At 70.8% G+C, this 26,216-nt stretch carries 25 protein-coding genes; 16 read left to right on the top strand and 9 right to left on the bottom strand.

Features of this window, described 5'->3' with window-relative positions; translation table 11 throughout:
* Nucleotides 1-1,189: phosphodiester glycosidase family protein (locus AB0D27_RS33335; RefSeq protein WP_362516148.1), on the top strand; the 1,189-nt coding region annotated here is incomplete at its 5' end.
* A gap of 2 nt (nucleotides 1,190-1,191) precedes the next feature.
* On the opposite strand, the gene AB0D27_RS33330 is transcribed toward AB0D27_RS33335, so the two are convergent.
* From AB0D27_RS33330 to AB0D27_RS33305, 6 genes are all read right to left on the bottom strand, one after another.
* Nucleotides 1,192-1,386, bottom strand: coding sequence for a hypothetical protein (locus AB0D27_RS33330; RefSeq protein ID WP_362516147.1), 195 nt, complete (start codon nucleotides 1,384-1,386; stop codon nucleotides 1,192-1,194).
* A gap of 103 nt (nucleotides 1,387-1,489) precedes the next feature.
* Nucleotides 1,490-2,362 (bottom strand): phosphatidylinositol-specific phospholipase C/glycerophosphodiester phosphodiesterase family protein, encoded by an 873-nt coding sequence (locus AB0D27_RS33325; protein WP_362516145.1) that lies wholly within the window; start codon nucleotides 2,360-2,362, stop codon nucleotides 1,490-1,492.
* Nucleotides 2,363-2,580: 218 nt separating this feature from the next.
* Nucleotides 2,581-3,669 (bottom strand): acyl-CoA dehydrogenase family protein, encoded by a 1,089-nt coding sequence (locus AB0D27_RS33320; protein WP_362516144.1) that lies wholly within the window; start codon nucleotides 3,667-3,669, stop codon nucleotides 2,581-2,583.
* On the bottom strand, nucleotides 3,666-4,847 hold the full coding sequence (locus tag AB0D27_RS33315) for an acyl-CoA dehydrogenase family protein (protein WP_362516152.1): 1,182 nt from the start codon (nucleotides 4,845-4,847) through the stop codon (nucleotides 3,666-3,668). The genes AB0D27_RS33320 and AB0D27_RS33315 overlap by 4 nt, the downstream gene beginning before the upstream one ends.
* A gap of 23 nt (nucleotides 4,848-4,870) precedes the next feature.
* The gene (locus tag AB0D27_RS33310) at nucleotides 4,871-5,848 is read right to left on the bottom strand and encodes an NADPH:quinone oxidoreductase family protein (RefSeq protein WP_362516142.1); all 978 of its coding nucleotides are present in this window, start codon (nucleotides 5,846-5,848) and stop codon (nucleotides 4,871-4,873) included.
* Nucleotides 5,849-5,931: 83 nt separating this feature from the next.
* On the bottom strand, nucleotides 5,932-6,528 hold the full coding sequence (locus AB0D27_RS33305) for an XRE family transcriptional regulator (protein ID WP_362516140.1): 597 nt from the start codon (nucleotides 6,526-6,528) through the stop codon (nucleotides 5,932-5,934).
* Nucleotides 6,529-6,604: 76 nt separating this feature from the next.
* Between AB0D27_RS33305 and AB0D27_RS33300 the strand changes: the two genes are divergently transcribed.
* The 5 genes from AB0D27_RS33300 to AB0D27_RS33280 all read left to right on the top strand — a co-directional run bounded on the left by AB0D27_RS33300 (nucleotide 6,605) and on the right by AB0D27_RS33280 (nucleotide 11,356).
* Nucleotides 6,605-7,567 (top strand): NAD(P)/FAD-dependent oxidoreductase, encoded by a 963-nt coding sequence (locus AB0D27_RS33300; RefSeq protein ID WP_362516139.1) that lies wholly within the window; start codon nucleotides 6,605-6,607, stop codon nucleotides 7,565-7,567.
* Between the two features lie 63 nt (nucleotides 7,568-7,630).
* A complete protein-coding gene (locus AB0D27_RS33295) occupies nucleotides 7,631-9,169 on the top strand; it encodes an ATP-dependent DNA ligase (protein ID WP_362516137.1) in 1,539 nt (512 codons plus the stop codon).
* A complete protein-coding gene (locus AB0D27_RS33290; protein ID WP_362516135.1) occupies nucleotides 9,166-9,630 on the top strand; it encodes an NUDIX domain-containing protein in 465 nt (154 codons plus the stop codon). The genes AB0D27_RS33295 and AB0D27_RS33290 overlap by 4 nt, the downstream gene beginning before the upstream one ends.
* A 75-nt stretch (nucleotides 9,631-9,705) precedes the next feature.
* Nucleotides 9,706-11,091 carry an NADP-dependent succinic semialdehyde dehydrogenase gene (locus AB0D27_RS33285; RefSeq protein ID WP_362516134.1) on the top strand — a complete coding sequence of 462 codons (1,386 nt, stop codon included), beginning with the start codon at nucleotides 9,706-9,708 and terminating at the stop codon, nucleotides 11,089-11,091.
* Nucleotides 11,092-11,116: 25 nt separating this feature from the next.
* Nucleotides 11,117-11,356, top strand: a complete 240-nt coding sequence (locus AB0D27_RS33280; protein ID WP_362516132.1) for a DUF6213 family protein — start codon at nucleotides 11,117-11,119, stop codon at nucleotides 11,354-11,356.
* A gap of 7 nt (nucleotides 11,357-11,363) precedes the next feature.
* Here the strand turns inward: AB0D27_RS33280 and AB0D27_RS33275 are convergent, their stop codons facing one another.
* Nucleotides 11,364-12,038 carry a transcriptional regulator gene (locus AB0D27_RS33275; protein ID WP_362516130.1) on the bottom strand — a complete coding sequence of 225 codons (675 nt, stop codon included), beginning with the start codon at nucleotides 12,036-12,038 and terminating at the stop codon, nucleotides 11,364-11,366.
* A gap of 173 nt (nucleotides 12,039-12,211) precedes the next feature.
* On the opposite strand from AB0D27_RS33275, the gene AB0D27_RS33270 reads away from it, so the two are divergent.
* From AB0D27_RS33270 to AB0D27_RS33260, 3 genes are read left to right on the top strand one after another with little or no spacing between them, the layout of a single operon-like run.
* Nucleotides 12,212-13,276: a type III polyketide synthase gene (locus tag AB0D27_RS33270; RefSeq protein WP_362516128.1), complete on the top strand. Its 1,065-nt coding sequence runs from the start codon at nucleotides 12,212-12,214 to the stop codon at nucleotides 13,274-13,276.
* A 5-nt stretch (nucleotides 13,277-13,281) separates the two neighbouring features.
* Complete coding sequence (locus AB0D27_RS33265) at nucleotides 13,282-14,496, top strand: cytochrome P450 (RefSeq protein ID WP_362516126.1); 1,215 nt, start codon at nucleotides 13,282-13,284, stop codon at nucleotides 14,494-14,496.
* A gap of 7 nt (nucleotides 14,497-14,503) precedes the next feature.
* A complete protein-coding gene (locus tag AB0D27_RS33260) occupies nucleotides 14,504-15,025 on the top strand; it encodes a cupin domain-containing protein (RefSeq protein ID WP_362516124.1) in 522 nt (173 codons plus the stop codon).
* Here AB0D27_RS33260 and AB0D27_RS33255 read toward each other — a convergent pair whose 3' ends face one another.
* Nucleotides 15,026-16,252, bottom strand: coding sequence for an acyl-CoA dehydrogenase family protein (locus AB0D27_RS33255; RefSeq protein WP_362516123.1), 1,227 nt, complete (start codon nucleotides 16,250-16,252; stop codon nucleotides 15,026-15,028).
* Between the two features lie 169 nt (nucleotides 16,253-16,421).
* Between AB0D27_RS33255 and AB0D27_RS33250 the strand changes: the two genes are divergently transcribed.
* A complete protein-coding gene (locus AB0D27_RS33250) occupies nucleotides 16,422-17,066 on the top strand; it encodes a TetR family transcriptional regulator (protein WP_362516121.1) in 645 nt (214 codons plus the stop codon).
* 253 nt (nucleotides 17,067-17,319) lie between these two features.
* On the opposite strand, the gene def is transcribed toward AB0D27_RS33250, so the two are convergent.
* A complete protein-coding gene (gene def, locus AB0D27_RS33245) occupies nucleotides 17,320-17,859 on the bottom strand; it encodes a peptide deformylase (protein WP_362516119.1) in 540 nt (179 codons plus the stop codon).
* 154 nt (nucleotides 17,860-18,013) lie between these two features.
* Here def and AB0D27_RS33240 point away from each other — a divergent pair, with 154 nt between their 5' ends.
* The 6 genes from AB0D27_RS33240 (at nucleotide 18,014) to AB0D27_RS33215 (ending at nucleotide 26,141) form a co-directional block, all read left to right on the top strand.
* On the top strand, nucleotides 18,014-19,252 hold the full coding sequence (locus AB0D27_RS33240; protein ID WP_362516117.1) for a MurT ligase domain-containing protein: 1,239 nt from the start codon (nucleotides 18,014-18,016) through the stop codon (nucleotides 19,250-19,252).
* Nucleotides 19,253-19,271: 19 nt separating this feature from the next.
* Entirely contained in the window at nucleotides 19,272-20,000 is a 729-nt protein-coding gene (locus tag AB0D27_RS33235) for a glutamine amidotransferase (RefSeq protein ID WP_362516115.1), read from the top strand.
* 271 nt (nucleotides 20,001-20,271) lie between these two features.
* Nucleotides 20,272-21,297: a 6-phosphofructokinase gene (locus AB0D27_RS33230; protein WP_362516113.1), complete on the top strand. Its 1,026-nt coding sequence runs from the start codon at nucleotides 20,272-20,274 to the stop codon at nucleotides 21,295-21,297.
* Nucleotides 21,298-21,401: 104 nt separating this feature from the next.
* Nucleotides 21,402-22,355, top strand: coding sequence for a cytochrome c oxidase assembly protein (locus tag AB0D27_RS33225; RefSeq protein ID WP_362516111.1), 954 nt, complete (start codon nucleotides 21,402-21,404; stop codon nucleotides 22,353-22,355).
* 204 nt (nucleotides 22,356-22,559) lie between these two features.
* Nucleotides 22,560-24,026, top strand: a complete 1,467-nt coding sequence (locus tag AB0D27_RS33220) for a DUF6777 domain-containing protein (RefSeq protein WP_362516109.1) — start codon at nucleotides 22,560-22,562, stop codon at nucleotides 24,024-24,026.
* A gap of 39 nt (nucleotides 24,027-24,065) precedes the next feature.
* On the top strand, nucleotides 24,066-26,141 hold the full coding sequence (locus AB0D27_RS33215) for a protein kinase (RefSeq protein ID WP_362516107.1): 2,076 nt from the start codon (nucleotides 24,066-24,068) through the stop codon (nucleotides 26,139-26,141).
* The last annotated feature ends 75 nt before the right edge of the window (nucleotides 26,142-26,216 follow it).

Raw genomic sequence — 26,216 nt, 5'->3', positions numbered from 1 at the left:
TTGGGTCACTGGGGGGGCGGGGGCGGGCGCGCCCCGGGTGGGGGGGGCGCCGGCCAGCGGCGCGGAGCGCAAAACCCGGATCGCGCCCGGCGTCCAATACACCGAGTTGGACATCACGGCGGCCAAGGGGGTGGCGCACGCCCACGTACTGAGCGTCGATCTGCGCAACCCCCAGGTGAGCGTCGATCTCCTCCACCCGGGAGCCGTGGCGTCCCGGGCGCCCGTCTCCCGGCTCGCCGACTCCCGGAGTGCCGTCGCCGGCGTGAACGGCGACTTCTTCAACATCACGGAAACCCAGCACCCGGGCGTCGAGGCGACGGGGGCGACCGTGGGCCCGGCGATCGCGAGCGGCCACGAGCTCAAGGCGGCGGTGCCGGACGGCCAGCGTTTCGGTCCGGCCCTGCCGCCCGGCACGACCACCGAGGACGTGTTCGGGGTGGGTGTCGACCAAAGGGCACGGCTGGACAGCCTGGCCCTCGATGGTTCGGTAAGCGGGGCCGAGGGGCAGTGGCCGCTCGGCGGGCTCAATCAGTACGCGCTGCCGGAGGGGTCCATCGGCGCGTTCACCTCGGACTGGGGCAGCGTGTCCCGGGTGCGCGCCACGTGTGGCACGGATGCCGACCGGGCCGCGCCGTGCAGTACCGACACCCATGAGGTGACGGTCGCCGGCGGACGGGTCGTGTCGGCCGCCGACAGACCCGGCAGCGGTCCCGTCCCTCCGGGCAGCACGGTGCTGGTGGGGCGCGAGACCGGCGCCCAGCGGCTGCGGAAGCTGTCCGTCGGCGAGCAGGTCACGATCCGGCACCGTCTGGTGGCCAAGGCCACCGGGATCCCGTACGGCTTCGCGATCGGCGGTTACCCGGTGCTCATCGACGGCGAGCCGCTTCCCGGTCTCGACGACAGGGCCTCGGCCGTACGGACGGCTGTGGGCTTCTCGGACAAAGGGCACCGCCTGCTGCTCCTGGCTCTGGACGGCGCCCCCGAGTTCCGCAGTGGACTGACCATCGCCGAAGTCGCACGAGCCATGCGGCAGTTGGGATCGCAGGACGCCTTCGACCTCGACGGCGGCGGGTCGACCACGATGGTGGCCCGGGAGCCGGGCGCGAGCACCGTCAGCGTCCTCAACCATCCGAGCGGCGGCGCCGAACGCCCCGTCCCGAATGGCATCGGCGTGTTCTCACGCCCGTGATGTCACGGCCTCAGGCTGCTCACGATGTCCGCCGTCGCGGTGAGCCCGCTGTGGATGGTCGGGGCCATGCTCGTGCTGGCCAGATAGAAGCCGAGCAGGACGCAGACCAGGGCGTGGGAGATCTTCAGCGCGCCGTTGCGCAGGAAGACCACCGCCAGGATCAGGAGCAGCAGCACCACAGAGATGGAAATGGCCATCGTCAACCTCCTCCGCCACGTCCGCTTCGCGGCGTTCGGCCGCAAGTGTGGCGTAGCGGAGGGTTCATCCGGGCGGCTGACGTGTCCTCCGAACGAGTGGTTCCTACGGCCGGTCGTGGGCGTCGTGGGCGTCCAGGAACGTCTCGAGGCCGGCCAGGTCGTCCGTGTTGACGTAGTCGACGTCGGCGGCGAGCAGCTCGCTCCACAGCGCGTCACGGGCCGGGCCCGCCAGATCGGGCGTCGCCCAGAACCGGACCTGCTGGCGCCGCGCGTGGGCTGCGGCGATGATCCCGCGCAGCTTCTGCCGTTCGGCGTCGGGGAACGGGCCCTCCCCCGGCCAGCTGAAGTTGAGCGTCCAGTTGTCGCTGATCAGCGGGATGAAGGAGGCAGGTGCCGTGCTGCCGAGGTCGGTGAGCCGGCCGTCGTAGAAGGCACGCCGTACGCTCTGCGCCTCCATGGGTGTACGGGCGGCGCGGTCGCCGGAGATCACGGCGGTGATCGCGCCGGGGTACACCCGGCCGTGCGCGTAGGTGGTGAACAGGTGCCGGTAGGCGCGCAGATGGCGGTCGAGTGCGAGGTACGTCGAGGAGCCCTCGGTCTTGATGTCGATGAGGAGTTGCAGGGGCGTGCGGTAACCCCGGTACACCGAGCCGTGGTTCGCCTTGACACGGGCGGTGAGGGGTTCGAGGTAGAGGGATTCGAGGGTGCGGGTCGGGTCGAGTTCGACGGGGTCGTGGGCGACGAGGAGCTGGTCGCCGACGAGGTAGATGTCGGCCTCGACGCTGCCGAAGCGGTGGTCGAGGGCGTCGGACAGGGGGCGCGGGTGCTCGTAGTCGTTGTGCGCGTGGGCGCGTCGCAGCGGGCGCGGGCCGTGTTTCCGCTCGCCCGCCATCGCTGGTGCGGCGGGCAGGGCGACCGAGCCCGCGAGGGCGGCGCCGAGGGTGGTGAGGGCTCCGCGACGGGTGGTGAGGGCCATGCTCTGCCTCCCTGGAAGTGCCGTATGGGACCCCAGCGAGTATGGGTCCGCCATGGCCTCAAGGAGCAGTGCTGTGCGGGGAGTTGGCTGGACAGCCGTCGTTCGTTCACTTCTTCGGCGCAGGGCGCAGGAGTCTCGGAGCAGGGCGCAGGAGTTTTCCGAGGAGGGCAGACGAAAAGCCCGCCCCCAGGTGGGGGCGGGCTTCTCCCGGTTGGGCGTCAGGGTGCCTGAAGGTCGACCAGTTCGGCCAGGGCCGCGCGGTGACCGCCCGCCGTGCCGAACGCGATCGAGTCGGCCTTGGCCCGCTTCAGGTACAGGTGCGCCGGGTGCTCCCACGTCATACCGATGCCGCCGTGCAGTTGCACCGCTTCCTCGGCGGCGTGCACGGCGACGCCTGCCGCGTACGCCTGGGCGACGGCGACCGCCACGTCGGTGTCCGAGCTGCCGGTCGCGAGCGCGTCGGCGGCATTGCGGGCCGCCGCACGCGTGTTGACGACCTCCAGCCACAGCTGGGCCAGCCGGTGCTTGAGCGCTTGGAATCCGCCGACGGGCCGGTTGAACTGCTTGCGCTCCTTCAGGTAGCGCACCGTTTCCGTCAATGACCAGTCGGCGACGCCGAGTTGCTCGGAGGCGAGCAGTCCGGCGCCGGCCCGCAGGGCGCGGGAGACGGCCGCCTGCGCGTCGGGGGTCACACGACGCGCCCGCGCCCCGTCGAAGGTGACCTGCGCGACCGGGCGGGTCGGGTCCAGGGACACCTGCGCGGTGATCGTGACGGCGTCCGCGTCGACCGCGTACAGCCCACCGTCCTCGGCGGGAACCAGCAGCACATCGGCGGCGGTCGCGTCCGCGATACCGGTCAACTCCCCGTGCAGGGCGCCATCTTCGAGGCGTACGGCCTTGTGGGCGCCGCCCGGTCCGACACTCAGCGCGACGGCGAGCGCGCCCACCGTCCGTCCGGATGCCAGCGCCGTCAAAAGCTCCGCGGCCTCCTCGCCCTCGCAGGCCAGCAGCGCCTCCGTCGCGACGACGGCACTCGTCAGATACGGCACGGGAGCGACCGCACGGCCCAACTCCTCGAGCACGACGGCGACTTCGCGGTGGGTGGCGCCCTGGCCGCCCAGCGACTCGGGCACCAGGAGACCCGCGAGGCCCATGCCCTCCGAGAGCGCCTTCCACAACTGACGGTCGTGCGGTGCGTCCGACCCGATACGGGCGATGACGCCCGCCGCGTCGCAGTGGTCGGCGAGGAGGTCACGGACGGCGGCGCGCAGCGCCTCTTCCTCCTCCGAGTACAGCAGATCGCTCATCGGGCGAGGTCCTTCCATGCGACGTCCTTGTCGGTGCGCGGCTCGGACGGCAGTCCCAGGACGCGTTCGGCGACGATGTTCAGCAGGACCTCGCTGGTCCCGCCCTCGATGCTGTTGCCCTTGGAACGGAGGTAGCGGTAGCCGGCGTCCCGGCCGGTGAAGTCGACCAGTTCCGGCCGGCGCATCGTCCAGTCCTCGTACAACAGGCCCTCCTCACCGAGGAGTTCCACCTCCAGGCCGCTGATCTCCTGATTGAGGCGGGCGAATCCGAGCTTCATCCCGGAGCCCTCGTGGCCGGGCTGGCCCGCGACGAGCTGCTGGCGCAGCCGCTCGCCGGAGAGCCGGGCGACCTCGGCCTCGACCCACAGCTTCAGCAGCCGCTGGTGCAGATCGTGGGTGCGCAGGTCGGGGCGCTCGCGCCAGGTCTTCGAGACCGGGCCGATCATGCCTCCCTCGCGCGGGATGCGCATACCGCCGATGGACACGCGCTCGTTCATGAGCGTGGTCTGCGCGACCCGCCAGCCGTCGCCGGTCTCGCCGAGGCGGTGGCTGTCGGGGATGCGTACGTCGGTGAGGAAGACCTCGTTGAACTCGGCCTCGCCGGTGATCTGGCGCAGCGGCCGCACCTCGACACCCGGGTCGGTCACGTCGCAGAGGAAATAGGTGATGCCGCGGTGCTTGGGCACGTCCGGGTCGGTGCGGGCGATGAGGATCGCCCACCGGGCGACGTGGGCGCTGGAGGTCCACACCTTCTGCCCGTTGACCACCCAGGTGTCGCCCTGACGGACGGCGCGCGTGCCGAGCGCGGCGAGGTCCGATCCGGCGCCGGGCTCGCTGAAGAGCTGGCACCAGACCTCCTCGCCGACCCACAGGGGCCTGAGGAAACGCCGCTTCTGCTCCTGCGTACCGAAGCCGAGAATGGTCGGCGCGGCCATGCCGAGGCCGATGCCGATGCGCCGCGGGTCGTTGTCGGGGGCGCCCGCCGCCTCCAACTCGGCGTCTACGACGGCCTGGAGGGTGCGCGGGGCGCCGAGTCCGCCGAGGCCCTCGGGGTAGTGCACCCAGGCGAGCCCCGCGTCGAAACGGGCCTTGAGGAAGTCGAGCCGGTCCGTACGCGCGGGCGGATGCGCGGCCAGCAGCTCCTGGGTGCGGCGGAGCAGTTCGGCTGCGTCGGGCACGCCCTTGTTGTGCGCTGCGTGGGTCATGCCGCGGCTCCGTTCTCCAGTGCGGGCAGCACGGCGATCCGGCCGGTGGTGACACCGTCGGCGACCCGCTGTACGGCGGCGGCGGCACCGCTCAGCGGCACCCGCTCGCTCACGAGCGGCTTGATCGCGCCGCGGGCGGCCAGCTCGGTGAGCTGGTCGTGGCAGTGCTGGACCAGCTTCGGGTTCTTGGTGTTGTACAGGCCCCAGTGCAGGCCGAGGATCGCGTAGTTCTTGACCAGGGCGTGGTTCAGCGCGGGGCTGGGGATCGCGCCGCTCGCGAAGCCCACGACGACGATCCGTCCCTCGAAGGCGACGACCTTCGCGGACTGCGTGTAGGCCTCACCGCCGACGGGGTCGTAGATCACGTCGGCGCCCCGACCGCCGGTGGCCTCCTTGACCGCGCCGACGACGTCCTCGGCGCGCCGGTCGATCACCACGTCGCAGCCCAGCTCCCGGGCGACCGCGGCCTTGCCGGCGCCGCCCACGACGCCGATGACCGTGGCGCCGGCGGCCTTCCCGAGCTGCACGGCCGCGCTGCCGACCCCTCCGGCGGCAGCGTGGACGAGCAGGGTCTCACCGGCTTCGAGACGGGCCCGGCGGTGCAGGCCGAACCATCCGGTCTGGTAGCCGATGTGCAGGGCCGCGGCCTCGGCGTCGTCCAGCGACTCGGGCGCGGGCAGGAGAGCCGCGGTGTCCGCGATCGCGTACTCCGCGAAGCCGCCGTAGGGCAGCGCGGGGTTGGCGATCACGCGCCGCCCGTCCTCGGTCTCGCCGCAGATCTCCACGCCGGGCGTGAAGGGCAGCGGCGGCCTGACCTGGTACTGGCCGCGGCACATCAGCACGTCCGGGAAGTTGATGTTCGCGGCGCGCACCTTCAGCAGGACCTGGCCGTCACCGGGCGTCGGCCGCTCCACCTCCTCGAGGCGCATCGCCTCGCCCGGCTCGCCGTTCTGGTGCACTTGCCATGCCTGCATGCGGGGCCTCCACGGGACTGCGTCGTCGGACCGGGGTCGCTCGCATACTAAGCGGTCGCTTGCCCCCCTGGGAACAGCTGATGTCAGTCGTCTTCGCCACGCCGCGTCGGCCGCGCGCGTACATGCATCCGCTCCCCCTGCGGCCCGAACAGGCTCAGGAATTCCACGGGTCCCTCCCCCGTCGACCCGAACCAGTGCGGTACGCGGGTGTCGAACTCCGCCGCCTCCCCCGCCCCGAGCACCACGTCGTGCTCGCCGAGCACCAGCCGCAGCCGCCCGGAGAGCACATACAGCCACTCGTAGCCCTCGTGCGTACGCGGGTCCGGCGCCGCCCTCCGCCGCGGCTCGAGCACCTTGTAGGCCTGGAGGCCGCCGGGCTGGCGGGTGAGCGGCCAGTGCGTGCGCCCGTGCCGCACGATCGGTTCGGCGCGTACCCGTGGATCACCGACGGGCGGGGCGCCCACCAGTTCGTCCAGCGGCACCTGGTGGGCCCGGGCGATCGGCAGCAGCAGCTCCAGGCTGGGTTTGCGCAATCCGGACTCCAGGCGCGAGAGCGTGCTCACGGAGATGCCGGTGGCCTCGGACAGGCCGGCCAGGGTCGCGCCGCGTTCCTTGCGGATCCGCCGCAGCCGTGGCCCGACCTCGGCCAGAACCTCATGCGTCTGTGCGTCCTCACTCATACCTCTATTGCAGAATCGGCAAAGACGTTTGTCAATACGGCCAGAGTCGGCGACCTTCTCGGTGGAGGTGGTCACCATGACCGAGAAGGTCACCATGACCGGGACGTACGAAGCGGTCGTCGTCGGCGGGGGCGCGGCAGGCCTGTCCGCCGCGCTGGTGCTCGGCCGGGCCCGGCGCCGCACGCTGGTCGTCGACGCGGGCGAGCCGCGCAACGCGCCCGCCGCGCATCTGCAGGGCTATCTGACACGGGACGGCATGTCACCCGCCGAGTTCCTCGCCGAGGGCCGCCGGGAGGTCGGGCGGTACGGGGTCGAGCTCGTCCGGGACCGTGCGGTGGACGTGGTCCGGGACGGCGCGGGTGAGTTCGACGTCACGCTCGCGGCCGGGCGGACCGTGCACGGACGCCGGCTGATCGTCACCACCGGCCTGGTCGACGAGCTGCCGTCGGTGCCCGGCGTCGCCGAGCGGTTCGGGCGGGACGTGTTGCACTGCCCGTACTGCCACGGCTGGGAGGTCCGCGACGAGGCCTTCGGCGTGCTGGCCGGTACCGCGATGAGTGTGCACCAGGCGCTGATGGTGTCGCAGTGGTCGAAGGACGTGACGCTGTTCCTGCACACGGTGGGCGAGGACGAGGTCTCCGACGAAGATGCGCGCCGGCTGGTGGCGGCCGGGGTGGACGTGGTGCCCGGTGAGGTCACGGAGCTGGTGGTCGACGGCGACCGGCTCACCGGGGTCCGTCTCGCGGACGGCAGCACGCACCACCGTTCGGTGCTGTTCGTCTCGCCCCGGGCCGTCCCGCGGACCGGTCTGCTGGAGCGGCTGGGCGCCGAGCTGCGCGAGACACCGTTCGGCGCGTATCCGGTGGTCGACGCGACGGGACTGACGAGCGTGCCCGGCGTCTGGGCGGCGGGCAACGCGATCGGTTTCGCGGAACAGGTCATCAACGCGGCGAGCGGCGGATACCGGGCGGCGGCCACACTCAACGGCGAACTGCTCTTCGCGGACCTGGACGCGGCCGTCGCGCGGGGGCGGGTCTAGGCCCAGGGCGCGGGCCCCTTCCGTACGGGTGTGGACCGGGCGTCCGCGTTGCACCATGGCTGCATGCTGCTGAGCAGGCTCGCCCATGTGTCCCAGGAGGTCGCCGCCACCTCGGCGCGGTCCCGGAAGATCGCTCTGCTCGCGGAGCTGTTCCGGGACGCGGAGGCGGACGACGTGCCGATCGTGATCCCGTATCTGGCGGGGCGCCTGCCGCAGGGGCGGCTCGGCATCGGCTGGAAGGTGCTCAGCCGCCGTGTCGCCCCGGCCGCGGAGCCCACCCTCACCGTGCGCGAGGTGGACGCCCGGCTCAGCGGCCTGGGGGCCGTCTCCGGCTCCGGCTCGCAGGCGGAACGCGCCCGTCTGGTGGGTGAGTTGATGGCGGCGGCCACCGAGGAGGAGCAGCGCTTCCTGCACGGGCTGATCACCGGCGAGGTACGGCAGGGCGCGCTGGATGCGGTCGCCGTGGAGGGGCTTGCCGAGGCGACGGGCTCGCCCGGCGCGGACGTACGACGGGCGGTCATGCTCGCCGGTTCGCTGCAGACGGTGGCGCGGGCGCTGCTCGCGGAGGGGCCGGCGGCCCTGGACCGCTTCCGGCTCACCGTCGGCCGCCCGGTGCTGCCGATGCTGGCGCACACGGCGGGGTCCGTGGCGGAGGCGGTCGACAAGCTGGGCGTGTGCGCCGTCGAGGAGAAGCTCGACGGCATCCGCGTACAGCTGCACCGCGACGGCGACGACGTACACGTCTACACCCGCACCCTCGACGACATCACCGACCGGCTGCCCGAACTCACCTCGGCCGCGCTGGAGTTGAAGGGCGAGCGGTTCATTCTGGACGGCGAGGTGATCGCGCTGGACGAGGGCGGACGGCCGCGTTCCTTCCAGGAGATCGCCGGACGCGTGGGTTCGCGCGTGGACGTGGTGACGGCCGCGAAGACCGTGCCCGTCTCCCCCGTCTTCTTCGACGCGCTCTCCGTCGACGGGCAGGATCTGCTCGACCTGCCGTTCGCCGAGCGGCACGCGGAGCTGGCGCGGCTGGTGCCCGAGCCGATGCGGGTGCGGCGCACACTCGCCCACGGCCCCGAGGACCTCCCCGAGGCGGAGCGGTTCCTCCTCGACACGCTGGAACGCGGCCACGAGGGTGTCGTGGTCAAGGCCCTCGACGCGCCCTACAGCGCGGGCCGGCGCGGTGCCTCGTGGCTGAAGGTCAAGCCCGTGCACACCCTTGACCTGGTGGTCCTGGCGGCCGAGTGGGGCCACGGACGGCGCACCGGCAAGCTGTCCAACCTGCACCTCGGCGCGCGCGACGCGGACGGCTCGTTCGCGATGCTCGGCAAGACGTTCAAGGGCATGACCGACGCGATGCTGACCTGGCAGACCGAACGCCTGAGGGAGCTGGCCGTCGAGGACAACGGCTATGTGGTGACCGTACGGCCCGAACTCGTCGTCGAGATCGCGTACGACGGTCTGCAGAGGTCCACCCGCTACCCGGCCGGTGTCACCCTCCGCTTCGCCCGCGTCGTGCGCTACCGCGAGGACAAGACACCGGCCGAGGCCGACACGGTCGAGACGCTGCTCGCCGCGCATCCGGAGGTGGCCCGGTGAGCGCGAAGCGCAGTGCGGGACTGCTGTTGTTCCGGCGCACCGACCACGGTCTGGAGGTTTTGCTCGGCCATATGGGCGGTCCGTTCTTCACGCGGCGCGACGCCGGGGCCTGGACCATCCCCAAGGGCGAGTACGAGCCCGACGAACCTTCCTGGGACGCGGCGCGCCGCGAGTTCCAGGAGGAGCTGGGGGTGCCGCCGCCCGACGGGGAGGCCATCCCGCTCGGCGAGGTCACCCAGACCAACGGCAAGATCGTCACGGCCTGGGCCATCGAGGCGGACCTGGACCCGGCGACCATGGTCCCCGGCACCTTCGAGATGGAGTGGCCACCGAAGTCGGGACGGCGCCAGTCCTTCCCCGAACTGGACCGCGTGGAGTGGCTCGACCTGGACCGGGCCCGGGCGCTGATCGTGAAGGCCCAGGCGGAGTTTCTCGACCGGCTGACGGAGCACTCGGGCTGAGAGCCTCCCTCACGTTGCGCCGCACCCCACCGCACGGGAGGGTCGAGGAACATCCCGCTTCTCAGGAGGTCGGCCATGCCCATCGCGACGGTGAACCCGGCGAACGGCGAGACGCTGAAGACGTACGACGCCCTGGGCGCCGAGGAGATCGAGCGCAGGCTCGCGGCCGCCGAGGCCGCGTTCCGCACCCATCGCACCACCTCCTTCGCCGAGCGGGCTCGGCTGCTGAACAAGGCAGCCGACCTGCTCGAGGAGGAGCAGGACGACATCGGCCGGGTGATGACCACGGAGATGGGCAAGCCGGTCAAGCAGGCCCGCGCGGAGGCAGCCAAGTGCGCGAAGGCGATGCGCTGGTACGCCGAACACGCGCAGGAGCTGCTCGCCGACGAGGAGCCCGCCACATCGGACGCCAAGGACTCCGGGGCCTCCCGCGTCCTGGTGCGCTACCGCCCGCTGGGCCCGGTGCTGGCCGTTATGCCCTGGAACTTCCCGCTCTGGCAGGTGGTCCGGTTCGCGGCGCCCGCGCTGATGGCGGGCAACGTGGGCCTGCTCAAGCACGCCTCGAACGTGCCGCAGACCGCTCTCTACCTCGAGGACCTGTTCCGCAGGGCGGGCTTCCCCGAGGGCTGTTTCCAGACCCTGCTGATCGGCTCGGGCGCCGTCGAGGACGTCCTGCGCGACCCGCGCGTCAAGGCGGCCACGCTCACCGGGAGTGAACCGGCCGGGCGGTCGGTCGCCTCGGTCGGCGGTGACGAGGTGAAGAAGACGGTCCTGGAGCTGGGCGGCAGCGACCCCTTCGTCGTCATGCCGTCGGCCGACATCGACCGGGCCGCGCGCACCGCCGTGACGGCGCGCGTGCAGAACAACGGGCAGTCGTGCATCGCCGCCAAGCGGTTCATCGTGCACACCGATGTGTTCGACGACTTCGCCCAGCGCTTCACGGAGGGCATGAAGGCCCTCAAGATCGGCGACCCGCTCGAGGAGGACACCGAGGTCGGACCGCTCTCCAGCAAGCAGGGCCGCGACGACCTGGAGGAACTCGTCGACGACGCGGTGGAGAACGGTGCCACGGTGCTGTGCGGCGGCGAACGCCCCGACCGGCCCGGCTGGTACTACCCGCCCACCGTCCTCGCCGATATCACCCCCGAGATGCGCATCCACCACGATGAGGCCTTCGGGCCCGTCGCCACGCTCTACCGCGCGGCCGATCTGGACGAGGCGGTGGCCATCGCCAACGACAGCCCCTTCGGGCTGAGTTCGAATGTCTGGACCCGCGAGGAGGCCGAGGTGGACCGGTTCGTGCGCGACCTGGAGGCGGGTGGCGTGTACATCAACGGGATGACGGCGTCACATCCGGCATTCCCCTTCGGCGGGGTCAAGCGCTCCGGCTACGGGCGTGAGCTGTCGGGGCACGGAATCCGCGAGTTCTGCAACATCACCACCGTATGGCACGGAGCGTGAGCGTTCCGCAGCTACGATCCCCTCTGTGAACCGCGAAGTGACCCTGCCTCTGATCGTGGACGACCGCGGCGCGTTGCAGGTGGCGGCCGCCGACGTCAGCAAGCTGCTGCGCACGGTGGGCGGCCGGTGGCTCCATCTGGTGGAGGCCGGCCAGGACGGTCTCGACGAGGACACGGTGGCCGCGCTCACGATCGAACTGGCCAAGCTCGCCGACCGGATCGACGTGGCCTGCATCGCGCACAGCAGCGGGACGACCGGGGACTGACCGCGCGTCAGGCCACCCGCTGGTCCAGTTCCCACAGGGCGTGCCAGAACTTGGCCTCATACGCCTGAAGCAGCCGACCGTAGCGATGGACCGCGTCTTGCGAGACCTGTCCTGCGTCCAGTCCCGCCTGCACGGCGGCCAGCGCCTTCTGCTCCAGCTCCGGCGCGGGCTCGGCGAAGAAGTCGAAGAAGCCGCAGGCCTCGTCGTCGAAGCCGTAGTGGCGGCGCAGGGCCTCGGCGATCGTCGCGCAGTAGCCGCCCCACGCCGTGAAGTTCGCGCTGAGCGCCAGCACGACGTCGACCGGTGCGCCGTTCAGGGCGAGCCAGGCCACGTACGCGGGATAGGTCTGGCAGTCCGCGAGCGGCTCGTAGGCGGCCGCCTGCGCCTCGTCGGCCCCTACCGCCGCGGCGTACGCGCCCAGGCGATCCTGGGCCAGGGCCTCACCCTCCGCGAGCGTGGCGAAGAACTCCGCGCCCCCGGGTTCGGTCGCCGACCGCTCGGCCAGGTGCAGGAACGCCCGGCGGTCCGCGGCGGTCACATGGCGCTGTTCGAGGGCGAGCGCGGCAAGGGTCGAGCGCCGCGCCGCGCCCCGGGCGATAAGGGGCAGAAGCCTGTTGGCGTGCGGGTCCGGGGCGAGTGTTCCCGTCGTGCTCTCCAGCAGTTCCCTGGCCGTCCGCGTCATCGCGCGCTCCTTCGGTTCAGCGGTCCCGGGGCCCTTTCCACCAGGGTCCCACACCATCACAAAGTTCCCCGGAATGGAGTAATCCGACGCGATATCCGCGCTCAGCCGGGTGATCGTAGGTGGACCACCGGGGGACGAAGAATTCCCCGGACGGCGGAAAGAAGGCGCGTTCCATGGCGACTTTGTGCAGACCCTCGGTCTCGGTTCCGGAACATGTCATCACGATGGAGGAGACGCTGGAGCTGTGCCGCTCCCATCACGCCGACCACCCACAACTGCCTCTGGCGCTCCGCCTGATCGAGAACACCGGCGTCGCCACCAGGCACATCGTGCAGCCCATCGAGGAGACGCTGAAACACCCGGGCTTCGAGGAGCGGAACAAGGTCTACGAGAGCGAGGCCAAGGCCCGCGTCCCCGCGGTGGTGCAGCGGGCGCTGGACGACGCCGAGCTGCTCACAACCGACATCGACGTGATCATCTACGTGTCGTGCACCGGGTTCATGATGCCCTCGCTCACGGCCTGGCTGATCAACTCGATGGACTTCGGCAGCGACACCCGGCAGATACCCATAGCCCAGCTGGGCTGCGCGGCCGGCGGTGCCGCGATCAACCGGGCGCACGACTTCTGTAAGGCGTACCCCGACGCCAACGCGCTCATCGTGGCCTGCGAGTTCTGCTCGCTCTGCTACCAGCCGACCGATCTCGGCGTCGGCTCCCTGCTCTCCAACGGCCTGTTCGGCGACGGCATCGCCGCCGCCGTCGTCCGCGGCAGGGGCGGCACCGGCATCAAGCTGGAGCGCAACGGCTCGTACCTGATCCCCAAGACCGAAGAGTGGATCATGTACGACGTCCGGGCCACGGGCTTCCACTTCCTGCTGGACAAGCGGGTGCCCGGGACGATGGAGCCGCTCGCCCCAGCGCTCCACGCCCTCGCACGGCAGCACGGCTGGGACGCCTCCGAACTGGACTTCTACATCATCCACGCGGGCGGACCCAGGATCCTCGACGACCTCAGCAAGTACCTCGAAGTCCCGCCGGAGGCCTTCCGTTTCAGCCGGGCCACCCTCACCGAGTACGGCAACATCGCCAGCGCCGTCGTCCTGGACGCGCTGCGCCGGCTGTTCGACGAAGGCGGCGCCGAGCACGCCGCGCGCGGACTGCTCGCGGGCTTCGGCCCCGGCATCACGGCGGAGATGGCCCTGGGCCGCTGGCACGACAACGACAACGAATCGGCGTGACCGGGATGATCGAAGAGACACTCACGGAAGCCATCCCACCCGCCCACCCATGGGCCGCCCTCGACCTGTCCGGCGTGGAGTTCGACCCGGTCCTCACCGAGCTGATGCGTGAGGGCCCGGTCACCCGGATCGGGCTGCCCAACGGTGAGGGCTGGGCGTGGCTGGTGACGCGCTACGACGACGTGCGCATGGTGACCAACGACGCCCGGTTCAGCCGCGAGGCCGTCATGGACCAGCAGGTCACCCGGCTCGCCCCGCACTTCATCCCGGCCCGGGGCGCGGTCGGCTTCCTGGACCCGCCCGACCACACCCGGCTGCGGCGCTCGGTGGCCGCCGCCTTCACCGCGCGCGGCGTGGAGCGGGTGCGCGAGAAGTCCCGCCGGATGCTCGACGAGCTGATCGACGAGCTGCTCCAGGACGGGCCGCCCGCCGACCTCACGGACACCGTCCTCAGCCCGTTCCCCATCGCCGTCGTCTGCGAGCTGATGGGCGTCCCGGCCGCCGACCGGAAGAGCTTGCACACCTGGACCCAGCTGATCCTGTCCTCCTCGCACGGCGCCGAGGTCAGCGAGAAGGCCAAGGACGAGATGGGCGCGTACTTCTCGAAGCTCATCGGCGAGCGGACCGACAGCACCGGCGAGGACGTCACCTCGCTGCTCGGTGCCGCCGTGGGCCAGGACGAGATCACGCTGGAGGAGGGCGTCGGACTCGCTGTGCTCCTCCAGATCGGCGGCGAGGCGGTCACGAACAACAGCGGGCAGCTGTTCTACATCCTCCTGACCCGCCCGGAGCTGGCACAGCGGCTGCGGGCGGAGCCGGAGATCCGCCCGCAGGCCATCGACGAGCTGCTGCGCTACATCCCGCACCGCAACGCGGTCGGGCTGTCGCGGATCGCCCTGGAGGACGTCGACATCAAGGGCGTACGGATCCGGGCGGGCGACGCGATCTATGTGTCGTACCTGGCCGCGAACCGCGACCCGGACGTCTTCCCCGACCCGGAGACCATCGACTTCTCACGCAGCCCCAATCCGCATGTGGCGTTCGGCTTCGGCCCGCACTACTGCCCGGGCGGGATGCTCGCCAGGCTGGAGTCCGAGCTGTTGGTCGACGCGCTGCTGGACCGGATGCCGGGGCTGCGGCTCGCCGTACCACCGGATCAAGTGCCCTTCAGGAAGGGCGCGTTGATCCGGGGCCCCGAGGCCCTGCCCGTGACGTGGTGAGCGGCCGATGACAGCGTCCGAGGGGCTGCTCGTTCCGCCGGGTCACGGCCGGGTGGTGCAGACGCCCGCCCAGCATGTGACGTTCAAGGTGACCGGCTCGCACTCGCGCATGGCGTCCACGTTCGAGGTGGTGGTACCGCCCGGCTTCGACGTCGGCGCCCATGTGCACACACGCAGTGAGGAGTTGTTCTACGTGCTCGAAGGCGAGGTGGACGTGCTCGCCTTCGAGCCACGCGTGCGGACTCCCGACAACTGGCAGACGTGGGAGTCCCGTTCGGGCAGCCGGGTGGTACGGGCGACACCGGGCACGGTCATCGTCGTACCACCGGGCTGCCCCCACGCCTTCTCCAACCCCACCGAATCCCCGGCGAAGATGTTCTTCCAGGCGTCACCGCCGCCGGACCACGAGCGGTATTTCGAGGAGCTGCTGGAGATCCTGGGCACGGGCGGCCCACCGGATCACGCGGCGATCGAGGAACTCCGGGCGAGATACGACATCGAGCAACTCACACCACTCAAACACCGCTGATCAGCGGATCGGCATCCCCGACAGCGTCCGGGCGATCACCAGGCGCTGGATCTCGCTCGTACCCTCGAAGATCGTGTAAATAGCGGCGTCCCGGTGCATCCGCTCGACCGGGTACTCACGGGTGTATCCATTGCCGCCCAGGATCTGGATCGCCTGCGCGGTGACCTTCTTCGCGGTCTCACTGGCGAAAAGCTTCGACATGGAGCCCTCGGCCGCGGTGAACGGCTTGCCGTTGACCGCCATCCAGGAGGCGCGCCACACGAGCAGACGCGCGGCGTCGATCGACGTACGCATGTCGGCCAGCTGGAAGGCGACACCCTGATTGTCGATGATGGGACGCCCGAACTGCTCGCGGGTCGTCGCATAGTCGAGGGCGACCTCGTACGCGGCCCGCGCGGTCCCCACCGCCATCGCGCCGACGGCCGGGCGGGACGCCTCGAACGTGGCCATCGCCGCGTTCTTCACTCGCTCACCGCCCGCCTTCGCGCGCTCGCGGGCACGGGCGAGGCGCTCGTCGAGCTTCTCCTTGCCGCCGAGGAGGCAGGAGCCGGGGATACGGACGTCCTCCAGGACGACCTCGGCGGTGTGCGAGGCACGGATGCCGTGCTTCTTGAACTTCTGGCCCTGGGAGAGGCCGGGCGTGTTCGGCGGGACGATGAAGGAGGCGTGGCCCTTGGAGCCGAGGTCGGGGTCGACGACGGCGACCACGACGTGGACGTTGGCTATGCCGCCGTTGGTCGCCCAGGTCTTGGTGCCGTTGAGGACCCACTCGTCCTTGGCCTCGTCGTAGACGGCACGCGTGCGCATGGAGGCGACGTCGGAGCCGGCGTCGGGCTCGGAGGAGCAGAAGGCCGCGACCTTGACATCGCCCGCATCGCCGTACATCTGGGGGATCCAGGTGCCGATCTGCTCCTCGGTGCCGTTGGCGAGGACGCCCACGGCGGCGAGGCCGGTGCCGACGATGGACAGGCCGATGCCCGCGTCGCCCCAGAACAGCTCCTCCATGGCCATCGGTATGCCGAGGCCGGTGGGGTCGAAGTACTGCTGGGCGTAGAAGTCCAGGGAGTAGATGCCGACCTTCGCGGCCTCCTGGATGACCGGCCAGGGAGTCTCCTCACGCTCGTCCCATTCGGCGGCCGCGGGGCGGATGACGTCGGCGGCGAAGCCGTGCAGCCAGTCCCGGACCTCCTTCTGTTCGTCGTTGAGCTCCATGGTGAACTCGGCCATGTCCCCTCCAGCGCTGCACTAAACTGTTACTTGCGGTAACTCGAGTCTGTTACTGACCAGTAGGAAAAGTCAACTCCCGAGCCTCGCTCGGTAGCCCGTTCGATACCCGTGCGCCGAAGAGTGTTAGTTTGCGCAGGCGTCACCGAATCACCACGGGTGGGGAGAGCACATGGACACCACACAGCGGACCGATCAGCAAAGGTCCGCCGACCGCCGCCGGCGCGAGCTGCTGGAGGCCGCCGACCGCGTGGTGCTGCGCGACGGCCCCGGGGCCTCGATGAATGCCATCGCCGCCGAGGCGGGCATCACGAAGCCGATCCTCTACCGCCACTTCGGCGACAAGGGTGGACTCTACGCCGCGCTCGCCAAGCGGCACACCGACGCCCTCCTCGGAGCGCTGCGGGCCGCGCTGGACGCCCCGGCCGGGCGGCGCGAGCGTGTCGAGCAGACGCTCGACACGTATTTGGCGGCCATCGAGGCACGCCCGCAGGTGTACCGGTTCCTGATGCATCCGGCGGAAGGCGGCCAGCCGGGAGACGCGGGCTTCGACGTCGGCAAGCACTCCGCGCCGTTGCTGCGCCGCATGGGCGAGGAACTGGCCGAGGTGATCGAGGAGCGGGTCGACCTCGGCCCCGGCAGCCAGCAGCTGGCGCGGGTCTGGGGCCACGGCATCGTCGGCATGATGCACGCGGCCGGCGACTGGTGGCTCGGCGAACGACCCTGCACGCGGGCCGAGTTGGTACGCAGCCTCGCGGATCTGTTGTGGGGCCGCCTGGCGGCGGCCGGAGACAAGGTCGGCGGCCCGGGCTTCTGACGCGGGCCCGTGTCAGGGGCGCGACCAGCCATCACTGACGGGCACCCAACCACAACCTCAGCGCCCCACCAGCAGCGCGAGCAACTACGCGACCAGCCGGTGCGCGACCGACCGACAAGCCCGGCCCGTCAGGAGCGCGAGGAACCGCGCGACCAGCCACAACCGGTGCGCGGCCGAGCGACAAGCCCGGCCCGTCAGGGGCGCGGGGAACTGCGCGACCAGCCGCGGCGGGACCGGCGGTCACAGGCCGGTCTCAGCTGCCCCAAGGCGCCCGACTCACCTGCCGCATGACGCGGCGCCGGCGCCACCCGGTGAGCCGGTCCACGTACACCCCACCGTCGAGGTGGTCACTCTCGTGCTGCAGGCACCGGGCGAACCACCCGGTGCCGTGCACGGTGACCGGCGAGCCGGTCACCGTGAACCCCTCGACCACCGCGTGGTCGTACCGCTCCGTGCCCGCCTCCAGCCCCGGCAGCGACAAACAACCCTCAGGACCGCGCAGCACAACACCGTCCGCCTCGACAAGGCGTGGGTTCACCACATGTCCCAGATGACGGACGTCCTCGTCGTCCGGGCAGTCGTACACAAAGACCCGTAGCGGCACGCCGACCTGGTTGGCCGCGAGCCCCACCCCCTGCGCGGCGTACATCGTCGCGAACATGTCCTCGACGAGCTGGACGAGTTGGGGGCCGAAGTCGGCGACCTCCTCGGACGGTGTGCGCAGGACGGGGTCGCCGAGCAGGGTCAGGGGCCGGACGCGCCCGTGGGTGCCCGGGATGGAGCCGTGTCGCATGGCGGCAAGGGTACGGTCCTGGGAGGCGCGCGAATGTCGCGCGGGCACCCTGGAGGTGCCGCGATTCGGGCGCGTGAGTGGATCTCGATAGGCTGAGGCCCACACGGTGCCGGGGGCAGAGGCGCGGCGCGTACGCAAGGAGGATCGAGAAACGATGTCAGGCAACTCGGACCCGCTGACGCCGCGGGCCAAGCTGGCCGTGACGGCGGGCAAGGCGGCGGCGGCCGTCTCGCGGGCCGCCGGACGCGGCAGCGGATCGGTGATCGGCGGCCGGGTGGCACTCAAGCTCGACCCCGACCTGCTGGCCCGGCTGGCCACCCACCTGGACGTGATCCTGGTCTCGGCCACCAACGGCAAGACCACGACCACCCGGCTGATCGCGGAGGCGCTGCGCGCCGCGGGCCCGGTCGTGTCCAACGCGCTCGGCGCCAACATGCCGGCCGGCATCACCTCGGCGCTCGCCGGGGGTTCCGACGCGAAGTTCGCGGTCATCGAGGTCGACGAGAAGTACCTCTCCGGTGTCGCGCGCGACACCGACCCGAAGTGCATCGCCCTGCTCAATCTCTCCCGCGATCAGCTCGACCGGGCCGCCGAGACCCGGATGATGGCCGAGCACTGGCGTGAGGGCCTGGCCGGTTCCAAGGCCGTCGTCGTCGCCAACGCCGACGACCCGCTCGTCGTATGGGCCGCCTCCTCCTCGCCGAACGTGATGTGGGTGGCCGCCGGTCAGATGTGGAAGGACGACGCCTGGTCCTGCCCGTCCTGCGGCGGTGTGATGCAGCGCCCCGGCGACGACTGGTTCTGCGGCGAGTGCGGCTTCCGCCGTCCGACGCCGACCTGGGCGCTGTCCGGCGACCACGTCCTCGACCCGCACGGTTCCGCCTGGCCGATCCACCTCCAGCTGCCGGGCCGCGCCAACAAGGCGAACGCCGCCTCCTCGGCCGCCGTCGCCGCCGTCTTCGGGGTGCCGCCGCAGGTCGCCCTGGAACGCATGTACCAGGTGCAGGCGGTGGCCGGACGCTATGACGTGGTCCAGTTCATGCAGCGCGACCTGCGTCTGCTGCTCGCGAAGAACCCCGCGGGCTGGCTGGAGACGTTCTCCCTGATCGACCCGCCGCCGACCCCGGTCATCCTCTCGGTGAACGCGCGCGGCGCCGACGGCACCGACACCTCCTGGCTGTGGGACGTCGACTACACACAGCTCAGCGGGCATCCGATCTTCGTTCTCGGCGACCGCAAGCTGGACCTCGCCGTACGCCTGGAGGTCGCGAACCAGCACTTCCAGGTCTGCGAGAACCTCGACCAGGCCGTGCAGCTGGCACCGCCCGGACGCATCGAGGTCATCGCGAACTACACCGCTTTCCAGGACCTGAGGCGTCGTGTCGGCAACTGAGCCACGGAGGACGAAGAGAATGAGCGACAACAACCTGCGTCTGGTGTGGATCTATCCGGACCTGCTGAGCACCTACGGCGACCAGGGCAACGCGCTCGTCGTGGAGCGCCGGGCCCGCCAGCGCGGCCTCGACGTGGCCCGCCTCGACGTGCGCAGCGACCAGCCGATCCCCACCTCAGGCGACATCTATCTGATCGGCGGCGGCGAGGACCGGCCGCAGCGGCTCGCGGCCGAGCGGCTGCGCCGTGACGGCGGTCTGCACCGCGCGGTCGGCAACGGAGCGATCGTCTTCTCGGTCTGCGCCGGCTACCAGATCCTCGGCCACGAGTTCATCAACGACCTCGGGCAGCGCGAGCCGGGCCTCGGCCTGCTCGACGTGGTCTCCACACGCGGCGAGGGCGAGCGGTGCGTCGGCGACGTCCTCGCGGACATCGACCCGCGCCTCGGCCTGCCGCAGCTGACCGGCTTCGAGAACCACCAGGGCGTCACCCACCTCGGTCCCACCGCGCGGCCGTTCGCGAACGTGCGGCTCGGCAAGGGCAACGGCACCGGCGACGGCACCGAGGGCGCGTACAACGACACGGTCTTCGGTACGTACATGCACGGACCCGTCCTCGCCCGCAACCCGCAGATCGCGGACCTGCTGCTGAAGCTGGCCCTCGACGTGAACGCGCTGCCGCCGATCGACGACCGGTGGTACGAAGCACTGCGAGGCGAGCGCATCGCGGCTGCGCAGCAACCTGCGTGAGGACAGCCGCGCGGCCTGTGTGAACACAGCCGCGCGGCAGCCTGCCTGAGCAGTCACCGGGCGCGCTTGAGGCAAACCTCAGGCGCGCCCCGGTCGTGTTCCGGCACCGTAGTCACGAGCCCGCCTGACGGCCCCTCCGCTCACTTGTGCGGCCACGTCCAGCAGGCGGACGCCCATTACGGCACCACCCCCTCACGCCGGTAGGGTGGCCGCGTTCCAGCCGGACAACGTGGTCCGGTCCCCGGCCCACGTTGAGAAGGTATTTCGGGCTATGCGCATTGGTGTCCTCACGTCCGGCGGCGACTGCCCCGGTCTGAACGCCGTCATCCGGTCCGTCGTGCACCGTGCCGTCGTCGACCACGGCGACGAGGTCATCGGCTTCCGGGACGGCTGGAAGGGTCTCCTGGAGTGCGACTACCTCAAACTCGACCTCGACGCGGTGAGCGGCATCCTCGCTCGCGGCGGCACCATGCTCGGCTCCTCCCGGGTCCAGCCGGCGCATCTGCGTGACGGTGTGGAGCGGGCCAAGGGGCATGTCGAGGAGCTCGGCCTCGACGCGATCATCCCGATCGGCGGGGAGGGCACGCTCAAGGCGGCCCGGCTGCTCTCGGACAGCGGCCTGCCGATCGTCGGCGTGCCGAAGACCATCGACAACGACATCGCCGTCACGGACGTCACCTTCGGCTTCGACACGGCCGTCGGCGTCGCGACCGAGGCGCTGGACCGGCTGAAGACCACCGCCGAATCCCACCAGCGCGTGCTGATCGTGGAGGTCATGGGCCGCCACACCGGCTGGATCGCGCTGCACTCCGGCATGGCGGCGGGCGCCCACGCCATCGTCGTACCGGAACGGCCCTTCGACATCGAGGAGTTGGCCGCCAAGGTCGGCGAGCGCTTCGAGGCGGGCAAGCGGTTCGCCATCGTGGTGGCCGCCGAGGGCGCCAAGCCGAAGGCCGGCACCATGGCCTTCGACGAGGGCGGCAAGGACATCTACGGGCACGAGCGGTTCGCCGGGATCGCCCGGCAGCTCTCGCTGGAGCTGGAGGAGCGCCTCGGCAAGGAGGCACGGCCGGTCATTCTCGGGCATGTGCAGCGGGGCGGCACACCGACGGCGTACGACCGCGTCCTCGCGACACGATTCGGCTGGCACGCCGTGGAGGCCGTGCACCGCGGCGAGTTCGGCAGGATGACCGCGCTGCGGGGCACCGATATCGTGATGGTCTCGCTCGCCGAGGCGGTCGAGACGCTGAAGACGGTTCCGGACGAACGGTACGCCGAGGCGGAGTGCGTTCTGTAAGTCGTACGTGAGTGGATCTGCCCCCGGTCGCAGCCGCGGCCGGGGGCAGTTCTACTCTGGTCCGGACAGACAGCGCACAACCAGTACGAAACAGGAGCCGGCGGATGGATCACAGCGGGCACGGCATGACCATGGATCTGCCGCCGTTCACGCTGGGGCGGGGGCTCGAGTGGTCCGCCGACCCGTTCTTCCTCGTCGCCTGCCTGACGGGACTTGGACTGTACGGCTGGGGAGTCGTACGGCTCGCGCGGCGCGGCGACAAGTGGTCGTCCGGAAGGACCGCCGCGTTCGTCGTCGGTGTGCTGACCGTCATGCTCGTGATGTGCACCAGGCTGAACGACTACGGCATGGTCATGTTCAGCGTGCACATGGTCCAGCACATGGTGATCAGCATGCTGTCACCGATCCTGATCCTGCTCGGCGCGCCTATCACACTGGCGCTGCGCGCACTGCCGGTCGCGGCCAAGCGCGGCAGCAAGGGGCCCCGTGAGCTGCTGCTGATGTTCCTGCACAGCCGGTACATGCGGATCATCACGCATCCCGCGTTCACCATCCCGCTGTTCATCGCGAGCCTGTACGCGCTGTACTTCTCGCCGATCTTCGACTTCCTGATGGGCTCGAAGGCGGGACACATCGCGATGATGTGTCACTTCCTCGCCGTCGGCCTGGTCTTCTTCTGGCCGATCATGGGCGTGGACCCGGGTCCACGCCGCCCCGGCTATCTGCTGCGGATGCTGGAGCTGTTCGCGGGCATGCCGTTCCACGCCTTCTTCGGCATCGCGCTGATGATGGCCTCCGCGCCGATGGTCGAGACGTACAAGAACCCGCCCGCCTCGCTCGGCATCGACGCGCTCAGCGACCAGACCGCGGCCGGCGGCATCGCCTGGGCGTTCAGCGAGATCCCCTCCGTCCTCGTGCTGCTCGCGTTGCTCTTCCAGTGGTACAGCTCCGAGCAGCGGCAGGCCAAGCGCGAGGACCGGGCCGCGGACCGCGACGGCGACAAGGAACTCGAGGCGTACAACGCCTATCTGGCCTCACTCAACGCACGCGGTCGCTGAATTAACTTTCCTATTCACCTTGCGTGAAAAGGACTTCTATTCAGTAGCATGGAGGGCGTCCAGGGGGGAACCGCAGGGGGAGCGGTCATGACATTTTGCGCTTTCATGCAAAGGGCCGGGATATCGGCGGCCCGCAGGATCACTCTACTGCTGGTTTCCGTGCTGGTAATCAGCGGGTGCAGCAAATCCGATCAATTGTTCGTCGTGCGTGCCGTGGCCGCGGGGATTTCGCAGGCCAATCCCTTCTTCAAGGAGGACGGCAAGCTCGGCAGGGACGCCCGCCTCGCCCAGGCACGGCCGAGCGGCGGGGTGCAGGCCAGCAACAGCCCAGGCCTCTACGGCGGCACGCCGGTCGGCGGCAACGGGCCGGGCGGAGACAGCTCGCCGGGCCAGAACGACACCGGTGGGGCCACCGGTGAGTTCGGTGGATCGACGAAGCCCGGTACCTGCGCCCTCGCGCAGCTGAAGAAATTCCTCACCGCTCCCGAGAACTCCGCCAAGGCGCGGGAATGGGCCCGTGTTCTGCATATCGAGCCGGACCGGATCTCCGGGTATATCGATCAACTCACACCCGTCGTGCTGCGCCACGACACCCTCGTGACGAATCACGAGTACAAGCACGCCAAGGCCGTCCCCTTCGACGCCCTGCTGCAGGCCGGGATCGCGGTTCTGGTCGATCAGCAGGGCCTCCCCGCCGTGAAGTGCTCCTGCGGTAATCCGCTGCGACCGTCCAAGGCGAACATCAAAAAGACCTCGGTGCAGTTCAAGGCCGGAAACAAGAAGTGGTCCGGATTTCAGCAGAACCACATCGTGATCGTCGAGCCGCCGCCCGGCGACCCGAAGATCGACCGGCTCCAGCTCGTCGACGTCCACGATCCGGACCACGGAATCGCCCGTGAGCTGGGTGTCAACGGTGACGACACATCCTTCAACACACACACGGAACACGCCGTACCGGCCGTCACCGGCATGACGTTCGCCCAGGCGACCCAGCACCTGGCCCAGGCGGGGCTGGCCATGGGGTACGACGGTGACTCGCTGCCCCCCGACGACGCCCAGGTCAACGCTTCCGACCCGGTCGAGGGCAGCACCCTGGAGTGGGGCGCGCCCGTGACGCTGTTCGTGCGGTCCGGCGACGGGGGCGCCGGCGAGAAGACTCCCCCGGACTCCGGTGGGATGACCACGGGCCCGGACGAGTCCAGCACTGGTCCGGGCGAGTCGAGCACCGGACCGGGTGAGTCCAGCACTGGTCCCGGTGAGTCCAGCACCGGACCGGGTGAGTCCAGCACTGGTCCCGGTGAGTCCAGCACTGGTCCCGGTGAGTCCAGCACTGGTCCCGGTGAGTCCAGCACTGGTCCCGGTGAGTCCAGCACCGGACCTGGCGGGTCCAGCAGCGGACCCGGCGGGTCGAGCACCGGATCCGACACGACGTCACCGACGACTCCGTCCGCGTCGAGCAGTACTCCCTCCGGCACGCGTACCAGCGAGTCGGCCACCCCCACGGAGTCCCTCTCGAGGGACCCGACCTCCTTCGAACCGACGGCCAGCGGCGCGCCGGCGTCGAGCGACTCCCCCTCGGTCGACCCAGGCGTCAGCGACTCCGCGCCCGGCGCCCCGTCGTCCGCGACCGACGCGATCGACTCCGGTGGGCTCACCGCGGACGCGTCCTGATCCGCGTACGCACCAGCGCAGAACCCGGGGAGCAACCGGATGGCAGCAGGATCACCGCAGTCGGGAGTGGGCCGGATCGTGGCCGGCCGGTATCTGCTCGTGGAGCAGGTCGGCTCGGGTGGGATGGGCCATGTGTGGCGTGCCCACGACCAGCGGCTCGACTGCGACGTCGCGCTCAAGGAGATCAGGTTCCGCAATCCGCAGGAGGGCGTCGAGGAGCACGAGTCGCGCATCGCGCGGGCCCGCGCCGAGGCACGGCACGCGGCGGTGCTGCGGGGACACCCGCACGTCGTGACCGTGCACGACGTCCTGGAGTTCGAGGGCCTGCCGTGGATCGTGATGGAGTACGTGGCGGGCGCTGAGGATCTGCGTGACTGGCTGGCCCGGCGCGGCCCGCTGGCCCCCGACGAGTGCGCCCGCGTCGGTCTCGCGGTGCTGGATGCCCTGACCGCCGGGCACGAGCGCGGCATCATGCACCGGGACGTGAAGCCCGCGAACATCCTGCTCGCCCCGGACCGCGCGGGCACGCCGGGCGCCCGGATCCTGCTCACCGACTACGGCATCTCCGTCCAGCCGGATTCCCTCGAGACCCGCTGGACGATGACGTCCGTCCTGGTGGGCACCGCCGGCTATCTGGCACCGGAGCGAGTCACGGGCGGGCCGCCGACCGCGGCGGCCGACCTGTTCTCACTGGGCTGCACCCTCTACTTCGGCGTGGAGGGCCACGGCCCCTTCGGCCGCGACACCGATCTCGCCGCGATCACCGCCGTGGTGCTGGAGGATCCCCCGCCGCCTCGGCGGGCCGGGGCTCTGTGGCCGGTCGTAGAAGCGCTGCTGCACAAGGATCCCGCCCATCGGATCTCGGCACAGGACACGGCGGCGGCGCTGGCCCGGATCATCACGCCGCAACCTCATCCCCCGACCCAGGTCGACCCGGGCTCCCAGCCGCCCTGGGCGGGGCTCGTCACGTCCGACGGTCCGGGTTCCGGCAGCCCGGTGGGAGACCAGGGCCTTGCCGCGCCGGGCGGCTATCCGCCCACGGCCGAGGGCAGCGCGAGCCGAGACCAGGGCTTCGCCGCACCGGGCGCTTACCCGCCGACCGCACAGGCACCGGGCGCGTACACCCCTACCGCAGGGGCACCGGGCGCGTACACCACCCCCACCGCAGGGGCACCGGATCCGTACGCGCCCACCGCCCACGCACGTGGCGCGTACACCCCGCTGCCGGGGCAGGGGTTCGGCCCGCCCGGGTACGGGGGGCCGCCCGCCTCGGCCCTCGGGCCCCCGGGCCGGCGACGGCGCAAGCGCCCGCGCCTTCTGCAGGCGCTGGCGGCGGTGCTGCTCGCCTTGGGGCTGACGGCCGGCGGGGTCTGGTACGCGATGGCGCACAAGGCCGAGCTGCCGTACGGGGACACGGTCGGGCTTTCCGAACCGCTCCGGAGGGGCGATTGCGTCGTGGGCGACCCGCACCTCTGGAAGGCCGCGACCGTGGCACATCTGCGGCTCGATCCCACGTGCGAGGAGATGCGCCCCGAGGCGCAGGTGATGGAGCTGTACAAGTTCCGCTCGTACGAGGCCGCGCGCCACGACGGCGCGCACCAGTGTCAGGAGCGGACAAAGGACACGGCGGACAGACTCGCGTGGAACGTGAAGAGTATGGCCGTCGTGCCCACGCGCGAGGGCTTCGAGGCCACCGGTGGCACCGTGGCGTGCCTGCTGGCCGGGAAGAGCAGCCCTGTGTACGGGCCGCTCGGAGACCTCCGTTCCTACGGCATGACGTTCCAGGCCGCGACCCAGATGCAGCGGGGCGACTGCCTCGGCCATGCCGGCGGTGACGCACGCGTCATCACCCACTTCGAGCTGGTCGCCTGCGACAAGCCTCATGGGGGACGGGTCGTCCAGATCACCCACCTCACGGCCTACCAGCCCGATGAGGACCCCGACGCCCAGGCGGACGACCAGTGCGAGCGGGACGCCCGGCCGGAGAAGTACCACGTCGATCCCACCACCCACTGGAGTCATGGCCTGCACAGTGAAGGTCTGTGGGCGGACCGGTATTACCTGGTGGTCTGCAGTCTTGAACAGGGACAACGTCCGCCGCAGGAAGCCCAGTAGCCGACGCGGCCCTGGCGAACCACACCCCTCCGGGTGAAAATGGCCCCAAGGCCACGGCCCGCGTCGCGGACCCGC

This window comes from Streptomyces sp. NPDC048415, assembly GCF_040651675.1.
Classification (GTDB): domain Bacteria; phylum Actinomycetota; class Actinomycetes; order Streptomycetales; family Streptomycetaceae; genus Streptomyces.
Note: the sequence above shows the minus strand (reverse complement) of the source record. Positions and strands in the feature narration are given on the sequence as shown.

Bases quoted from the DNA above. Each gene is read 5' to 3' on its own strand.
- AB0D27_RS33260 (WP_362516124.1), top strand. From the start codon at position 14,504: ATGACAGCGTCCGAGGGGCTGCTCGTTCCGCCGGGTCACGGCCGGGTG.
- AB0D27_RS33255 (WP_362516123.1), bottom strand. From the start codon at position 16,252: ATGGCCGAGTTCACCATGGAGCTCAACGACGAACAGAAGGAGGTCCGG.
- AB0D27_RS33305 (WP_362516140.1), bottom strand. From the start codon at position 6,528: ATGAGTGAGGACGCACAGACGCATGAGGTTCTGGCCGAGGTCGGGCCA.
- def (WP_362516119.1), bottom strand. From the start codon at position 17,859: ATGCGACACGGCTCCATCCCGGGCACCCACGGGCGCGTCCGGCCCCTG.
- AB0D27_RS33250 (WP_362516121.1), top strand. From the start codon at position 16,422: ATGGACACCACACAGCGGACCGATCAGCAAAGGTCCGCCGACCGCCGC.
- AB0D27_RS33270 (WP_362516128.1), top strand. From the start codon at position 12,212: ATGGCGACTTTGTGCAGACCCTCGGTCTCGGTTCCGGAACATGTCATC.
- AB0D27_RS33230 (WP_362516113.1), top strand. From the start codon at position 20,272: ATGCGCATTGGTGTCCTCACGTCCGGCGGCGACTGCCCCGGTCTGAAC.
- AB0D27_RS33275 (WP_362516130.1), bottom strand. From the start codon at position 12,038: ATGACGCGGACGGCCAGGGAACTGCTGGAGAGCACGACGGGAACACTC.
- AB0D27_RS33330 (WP_362516147.1), bottom strand. From the start codon at position 1,386: ATGGCCATTTCCATCTCTGTGGTGCTGCTGCTCCTGATCCTGGCGGTG.
- AB0D27_RS33215 (WP_362516107.1), top strand. From the start codon at position 24,066: ATGGCAGCAGGATCACCGCAGTCGGGAGTGGGCCGGATCGTGGCCGGC.
- AB0D27_RS33295 (WP_362516137.1), top strand. From the start codon at position 7,631: ATGCTGCTGAGCAGGCTCGCCCATGTGTCCCAGGAGGTCGCCGCCACC.
- AB0D27_RS33225 (WP_362516111.1), top strand. From the start codon at position 21,402: ATGGATCACAGCGGGCACGGCATGACCATGGATCTGCCGCCGTTCACG.
- AB0D27_RS33265 (WP_362516126.1), top strand. From the start codon at position 13,282: ATGATCGAAGAGACACTCACGGAAGCCATCCCACCCGCCCACCCATGG.
- AB0D27_RS33310 (WP_362516142.1), bottom strand. From the start codon at position 5,848: ATGCAGGCATGGCAAGTGCACCAGAACGGCGAGCCGGGCGAGGCGATG.
- AB0D27_RS33320 (WP_362516144.1), bottom strand. From the start codon at position 3,669: ATGAGCGATCTGCTGTACTCGGAGGAGGAAGAGGCGCTGCGCGCCGCC.
- AB0D27_RS33240 (WP_362516117.1), top strand. From the start codon at position 18,014: ATGTCAGGCAACTCGGACCCGCTGACGCCGCGGGCCAAGCTGGCCGTG.
- AB0D27_RS33235 (WP_362516115.1), top strand. From the start codon at position 19,272: ATGAGCGACAACAACCTGCGTCTGGTGTGGATCTATCCGGACCTGCTG.
- AB0D27_RS33285 (WP_362516134.1), top strand. From the start codon at position 9,706: ATGCCCATCGCGACGGTGAACCCGGCGAACGGCGAGACGCTGAAGACG.
- AB0D27_RS33300 (WP_362516139.1), top strand. From the start codon at position 6,605: ATGACCGAGAAGGTCACCATGACCGGGACGTACGAAGCGGTCGTCGTC.
- AB0D27_RS33325 (WP_362516145.1), bottom strand. From the start codon at position 2,362: ATGGCCCTCACCACCCGTCGCGGAGCCCTCACCACCCTCGGCGCCGCC.